The organism is Nocardiopsis sp. TNDT3 (assembly GCF_003427465.1).
GTDB lineage: Bacteria > Actinomycetota > Actinomycetes > Streptosporangiales > Streptosporangiaceae > Nocardiopsis > Nocardiopsis dassonvillei.
In genome coordinates, this window is record NZ_QPFC01000480.1 from 1 (window position 1) to 5,819 (window position 5,819).

5 protein-coding genes and 1 pseudogene are annotated in these 5,819 nt (G+C 67.5%); 4 read left to right on the plus strand and 2 right to left on the minus strand.

Features of this window, described 5'->3' with window-relative positions; translation table 11 throughout:
• A pseudogene (locus tag DQW06_RS12425) lies at positions 1 to 261 on the minus strand (hypothetical protein); the annotation flags it as partial.
• 144 nt (positions 262 to 405) lie between these two features.
• On the opposite strand from DQW06_RS12425, the gene DQW06_RS12430 reads away from it, so the two are divergent.
• From DQW06_RS12430 to DQW06_RS12450, 4 genes are all read left to right on the plus strand, one after another.
• Positions 406 to 723, plus strand: coding sequence for a winged helix-turn-helix domain-containing protein (locus DQW06_RS12430; RefSeq protein WP_117198483.1), 318 nt, complete (start codon positions 406 to 408; stop codon positions 721 to 723).
• A gap of 93 nt (positions 724 to 816) precedes the next feature.
• Complete coding sequence (locus DQW06_RS12435; protein ID WP_232833017.1) at positions 817 to 2,046, plus strand: XRE family transcriptional regulator; 1,230 nt, start codon at positions 817 to 819, stop codon at positions 2,044 to 2,046.
• A 338-nt stretch (positions 2,047 to 2,384) separates the two neighbouring features.
• Positions 2,385 to 3,557, plus strand: coding sequence for a hypothetical protein (locus DQW06_RS28895; RefSeq protein ID WP_157983421.1), 1,173 nt, complete (start codon positions 2,385 to 2,387; stop codon positions 3,555 to 3,557).
• Complete coding sequence (locus DQW06_RS12450; RefSeq protein ID WP_117198487.1) at positions 3,557 to 4,906, plus strand: DnaB-like helicase C-terminal domain-containing protein; 1,350 nt, start codon at positions 3,557 to 3,559, stop codon at positions 4,904 to 4,906. Before DQW06_RS28895 ends, DQW06_RS12450 begins: the two co-directional genes overlap by 1 nt.
• A 294-nt stretch (positions 4,907 to 5,200) precedes the next feature.
• Here the strand turns inward: DQW06_RS12450 and DQW06_RS12455 are convergent.
• Positions 5,201 to 5,819: hypothetical protein (locus tag DQW06_RS12455; protein WP_117198488.1), on the minus strand; the 619-nt coding region annotated here is incomplete at its 5' end.

The window sequence follows — 5,819 nt, forward strand, 5'->3', positions numbered from 1 at the left end:
GGGGTCGTGGACCGCTTTGGGGTTGGTGGGGGCGGGGTCCTGCGGGGTCTCGCCGGAGTCGCCCCAGATGGTGGCGATCCTGTGGTCACGGCCCGCGGTGAACACCAGGTCGCTGGCGCGGCGTCCACCGAGGCGCTCGATGGTGCGGGCGATGTGCCAGTCGGCCTCGGTGGTGCCGCCCTGGGTGAGCACGCGGATGACGTCAGCGCGGGTGACCCCAGCCTCCGTGGCGACCTGGGCGATCGACAGCTGCGACGGCATCCTCGTACTCCTCTCATGTGGCGACGACAAGGGGTTGACCACTTGCCAACTCTGCTCGCAGTTCCTAGGATGAGCAAGCAGAGTGAAAATGTCAAGCGGGGTGGGTAACTGATCCTGAACAAGGTGAATGGGTATGGTCAGAGCATGAGTGGAACCCCCGAGCAGCCCTACATGAAGGTGCTCCAAGCGCTCCGGTCAGACATCGACTCTGGCGACCTTTCCCCTGGTGAGAAGTACCCGAGTATCAGCGAACTGGTGAAGACACACGGCGTGGCGCCCACCACCGCACGCCGAGCCCTCACAAAGCTGAAGGAGCAGGGGAGGGCGGAGTCTCGCCACGGGGTGGGGTGGTTCGTCACGACGCCGCCTCCAGAAGGTCCGAGCTTGGAAGACCGGGTGGCGGCTCTGGAGGACCAAGTCCGTGAGCTCACTGCCCGGCTGAACTCCTCCACCGTCCCGTAGCCACAGCGCACTCACGAGAGGCACCGAGGGGGCAGGGATATGCCCCCCAGATGCCACCTAGACGAAGCCGCGCGGAGTCGGGAGCGTGAAGGCATGACCGGAATGGCGCCATGGGCGCGAAGGATCAAGAAGGAACGCGAGCTCCGCGGGTGGACGCAGCGTGACTGCGTCGAGCGGCTGCGGTACGAGACCACTCGCGAGCTGCCCTCACTGACCACCATGCTCGATCAGTGGAAGCGCTGGGAAGGCGGCCGCGTACTCCCGTCCGGCGACTACCAGAAGATGATCGCCTCCCTGTTCGGCAGCGTCTCGGGTGCCTTCTTCGCCGCCCCGCGTAGCCCTCAAGAGGTCCTGGAAGCCGCCGTGCCCGGATCGGACACTCCGGAGCTGCTCGCGCGTCTTCGGAAGTCCGCCGTGGACCAGGCCACCTTGGAGTCCTTGCGACTCACGGTGGACCGGCTCTGCTCGGACTACCCCGTCGTTAACGCGTACCAGCTCCTCACCGAGGGGCGGGCCTGGCTGGCGCGTCTGGCGGACCTGCTGGACCTACGGGTCAGCTTGACGCAGCACCGGGAAATCCTGTCCCTGGCCGGGATGCTCGCGCTCCTGGTCGGCTGTCTGGAACAGGACATCGGCCGTAGCCCCGCGGCGGAGAGCACGCGCCGATCCGCCCTGACGCTGGGCACGGAGGCCGGCGACACGAACATCGTCGGCTGGGCACACGAGATGAGCTGCTGGTTCGGCTTGACCCGGGGGGACTACCGCTCGGTCCTAACCGCAGCGGAGGCTGGCATCGACGCGGCCGGTGACCAATCAGTCAGCGTGCAGCTCTACGCCCAGCAGGCCAAGGCCTGGGCGCGCATCGGCAACCAGGGACGGGTGGAACTCGCTCTCGAACGCGGGCGCGAACTGCTGGAGACGCTGCCGCCGCCCATGGACCCCAGCCACCACTTCGTTGTGGACCCGGCGAAGTTCGACTTCTACGCCATGGATGTGCTCAGGAAGTCCGGCAGCGACCGGCTCGCTGACGGCCTGGCCGACGAAGTCCTGGCCACGTCCACGGACTGGTCGGGGCGTCTAGTGGCCCCCATGCGAGCGGCGGAGGCCTACGTGACCAAGGGTGTGGTCGCCGCCCGCTCTGGGGACTTGGAGGGCGCCATCGGTTACGGCCGCCAGGCGCTGGAGGGCACACGGCAGTCCGTGCCATCACTGGTAATGGTTGGTCAGGAGCTAGGCCAGGTCCTCACCGAGAGGTACAAGGGTGAGCAAGAAGCCCAAGAGTACGTGGAAGAGCTGCGGTCCCTCGCGGACCGCGCTGCGTAGAACACGATGAAGGCCCGGACGATTCGTCCGGGCCTTCTTTGGCGTCTCCGTGTGACTGGAGCGTCCACAGAGCTCGCGAGGACCGCTACGCGGTTGCTAGTGACCTAGTAGGGTCTTCTGCGACTCACGGGGACTCACCATCCCCACCCCGAACATGACGAAGGCCCGGGTACCAGCCGGGCCTCGTCCTAAGTCAGATGAGCTGGCTGCCACCACAGCTAGCTGCGCTCACCCCTGAATTAACCAACGGCCACTGTAGCCGACTAGGGGCAAAGTGCGTACCTTTCGGGTACCACAGAGCGCCGCTAACTGTGTGGGCTGCCTAGAAAGCAGACCCAATGGCCTCCGACGTCCCCGACGCCCCCACCGAGTTCGACCTCGGTGAAGCACCTGCCGAAGGTGACGGCTACTACCAAGCCAAGACGCGTCAGTGGGTCGACCTGTGCCCTCACTTCGGCCCGTCCGACAGGACCGTGCTCCGCATCCTGACGGACCTGACTACCCAGGCCAGCCGTCGACGCAAGGTCAGCCTTGACCAGTTGCGCGGGTTCGTGACCACCAACCCCGTCGCACTCGGCGAAGAGCCCAAGCCGATCTCCGCGTCCGGCCTGCTCCGCATCCTGCGCAACCTCGCTGCCCTCGGCCAGATCACCGCCGACGAAGACGGCACGCCAATCACGTTCAGCTCTCGCAAGAATGCCCAGGCCCGCCCCGTCACCATGACGATCTGGCGCCTGCCCCGGCACGAATGCGGATGCCACCGCAACGCCTTCGACGCCCTCGCCTCCGTCACCAAGGACCAGGAGCCCCGGTACGAACCCGCCCGCATGGACGAGTCCGCCGTACGCCGACGACCGAAGCGAGCGGGTCAGAAATCTGACCCAGGACGCGGAGCGGGTCAGAAATCTAACCCGGGGGGTCAGAAATCTAACCCGGGGGGTCAGAAGTCTGACCCGCACTCACAGGGTGACCAGCCCAAACCCGCACCACCCATTACTCCACCCACTACTCTCTCCTCTTCTTCTTCGGGCTCAGGCGCCACAGACACCCCACCCACTCCTCAAGGACCGGCCGACGACGAAGAGAAGACGCCTGCGGCCGAAACCACCACCGCGACGTCAGCGACGGTTCAGGACGTGATGCGCCGGACCGACGCCAGCACGGAGGAGGCCAACGCGATCCTGGACGAGATCGAGGCCGACGCCGAACGGCGCCAGGTGGACGTGGGCTCTCTTCGCCGCTACGTCGCCCGATTCGATGACCGTGACCTTCTCCGTGTCCTGCGTCAGGTCCGCACTCAGCGTGCGCCTCAGGACCGTCCGAAGCTCTCTGTGCCTTCGGGTGGGGGGTGCTCTCTGCACGCGCAGCCCGTCCTGCCCTGCCGCCTGTGCGCCCAGGAACTGCGCGCTGAGGGCGAGCACGCCCGCCGGGCGTTGACCGAGCTGCTCCAGGAAGCCGGGCCCAAGGCCCGCCCGGACCTGGTGGACCTGTTGAAGCTGGAGGCCGTGTGATGACCTCGACCCTCGACCCCCACCACGGCACCGATGAACAGGTTCCCCACGACATCGGCGCGGAGCAGTCCGTCCTGGGCGGAGTGCTCCTTGGCGGAGCGGACACCGTCGGCCAAGTCCAGGAGCTGATCAGCGCGCTGGACTTCTACCGGCCCGCCCACCAGATCATCTTCGAAGCGGTGTGCGCCCTGGCCGATCGGGGCGAGCCCCACGACGCGGTCGCGGTCAACAACGAGCTGGTCAAGCGCGGAGAGGCCATCCGGGTCGGCGGTGCGCTGTACCTGCACACCCTGACCGAGGCCATCCCCACGACGGCGAACGCGGGCTACTACGCCAAGATCGTCGCCGACCAGGCCCGGCTGCGCAGGATCATGGTCGCGGGGATCCACGCCGCTCAGATGGCCCGCACCGCCGAGGGCGACCTGGACGAGATCGCCACCCGCGCCACCGAGCAGATGGAGCGGGCCGCCTTCCCCGAGACCCGTGACGCCGACGACACCGCCGCGATCGGGGACGACGCCGACTACTGGGACTACCTGTCCACCCCGCACGACCCCGCCGACCTGGTGGCCCCGCCGTATGCGGCGCTGGCCGAGGTCATGCCCTCCCTGACACCAGGGGAGCTGACCACGATCGCGGGCCGCACCGGGGTCGGCAAGAGTGTGTGCGCCTCCGACTTCGCCCGCCACGCCGCCATCGTCCAGGGGCACACGGTGCTGTACGTGTCGTTGGAGATGGACCGGATGATGATGCTCAACCGCATCTACGCTGCCGAGGGGCGCATCCCTTACAGCGCGTTCAAGACCAAGTCCTTCACCGAGCGCCAGTGGGAGGACCTGACCGCCGCCCGCCAGCGGGTGGCCGGCGCCCCGTTGCACATCTCGACTCCGTCGGCGTGCACGGTCGCCAAGGTGCGGGCGCGCATCCGGTCGCTGGAGCGTCGGGGCACCCCGCCCAAGCTGGTGATCGTGGACCACATCGGGCGGATGGCGTCCACGGAGCGGGTCGAGACCCGTGCCCAAGAGGTCAGCAGGTTCACCTGGGGTCTCAAGGAGATCGCTCGCGATCACCACATCGCGGTGATCGCGGTGTGCCAGATCAACCGAGGCCCCGAGCACCGCGCGGACCCGGTGCCCACGTCGGCGGACCTGAAGGACTCCGGATCGATCGAGGAGGACTCCGGCAGCGTGCTGATCGTGCACCGGCCCGACCGGGGCCAGCCCGAGCACGAGCGGGCCGGGGAGGTGGACCTGGTGGTGTCCAAGAACCGGGAGGGCCCGGCCGGGGGCACGGTGGAGCTGTCGCACCAGCTGCACTACCAGCGGTTCCGGGACATGCCTTCGGGCTGACCTAACACGACGGCGGCCCCGTACCGAGGACTGGTACGGGGCCGCCGTGTTGCGCACAGGAGCGTTGCCGATCGCCTCAGGTATCCAGTGAAAGAACCTCCGATCAGCACCTTCATCGGTTAGCAAGTTATAGCCTACGGTTGCTGTTGTTGCATGATGGTCTGTTCTCTTTTGCGTCGGAGTGCTTAGTGCTGAGGGGTGGGTGGTCTGTGGCCTGGTGTCGAGTACCAGGTGGCAGAGGTTTCGTGCGCGGCTGGTGGGGTGGCCGGTGGCCTGGTGGTGCCTGGGTGGGGGTTAGGCCGGGTCGGTGTCGTCTGGGCGGGTTTGGAGGGCCTGGACGTCGGTGAGCGCGTAGCGGTCGAACTTGCCGGGGCGGATGCCCTGTCGCTCTGCGGTGACTTCGAAGCGGCCTTGGGACCAGCCCAGGGCTTTGGCGGCCTCGGGGGCGGTCAGGCTCGTGTGGAGCCAGTTCAGGCGTGCTTGGACTGCGGCCGCGACCGTTTGCGGGTCAAGTGCGTGCAGGTCGGCCTCGGCGAACATGGGCCAGCCCCGGAACTCGCCTACGGGAGTGAGGGTTCCTTGCTGGTGCAGGGTGAGGACGTCGTCGCGGGTCACGTCCAGGTTTGTGCGTTGGGCGAGGATCTTGGCGGCCTGGACCGACCCGTGTCCGGGGTGGTCGCCGAGGGTGGCGCGGATGTGGTCGGTGTGGTCGGGGAGTGTCTTGGCTAGCTGTTCGGACCAGCGTTGGTCGTCGATGTCCGGGGGCGGGATGAGTCCTTTTTGGACACCGCGTCCGACCTGCCAGTTCTCCAGGCCCAGGAATTTGGCGAGCTGGATGGGGCCGAAGCTGCGGGTCTTGCCCTTGGTGGTCTTGGGTGCGGGTTTGCCGGCTACCGGGGGCGGTGCGGGGGTG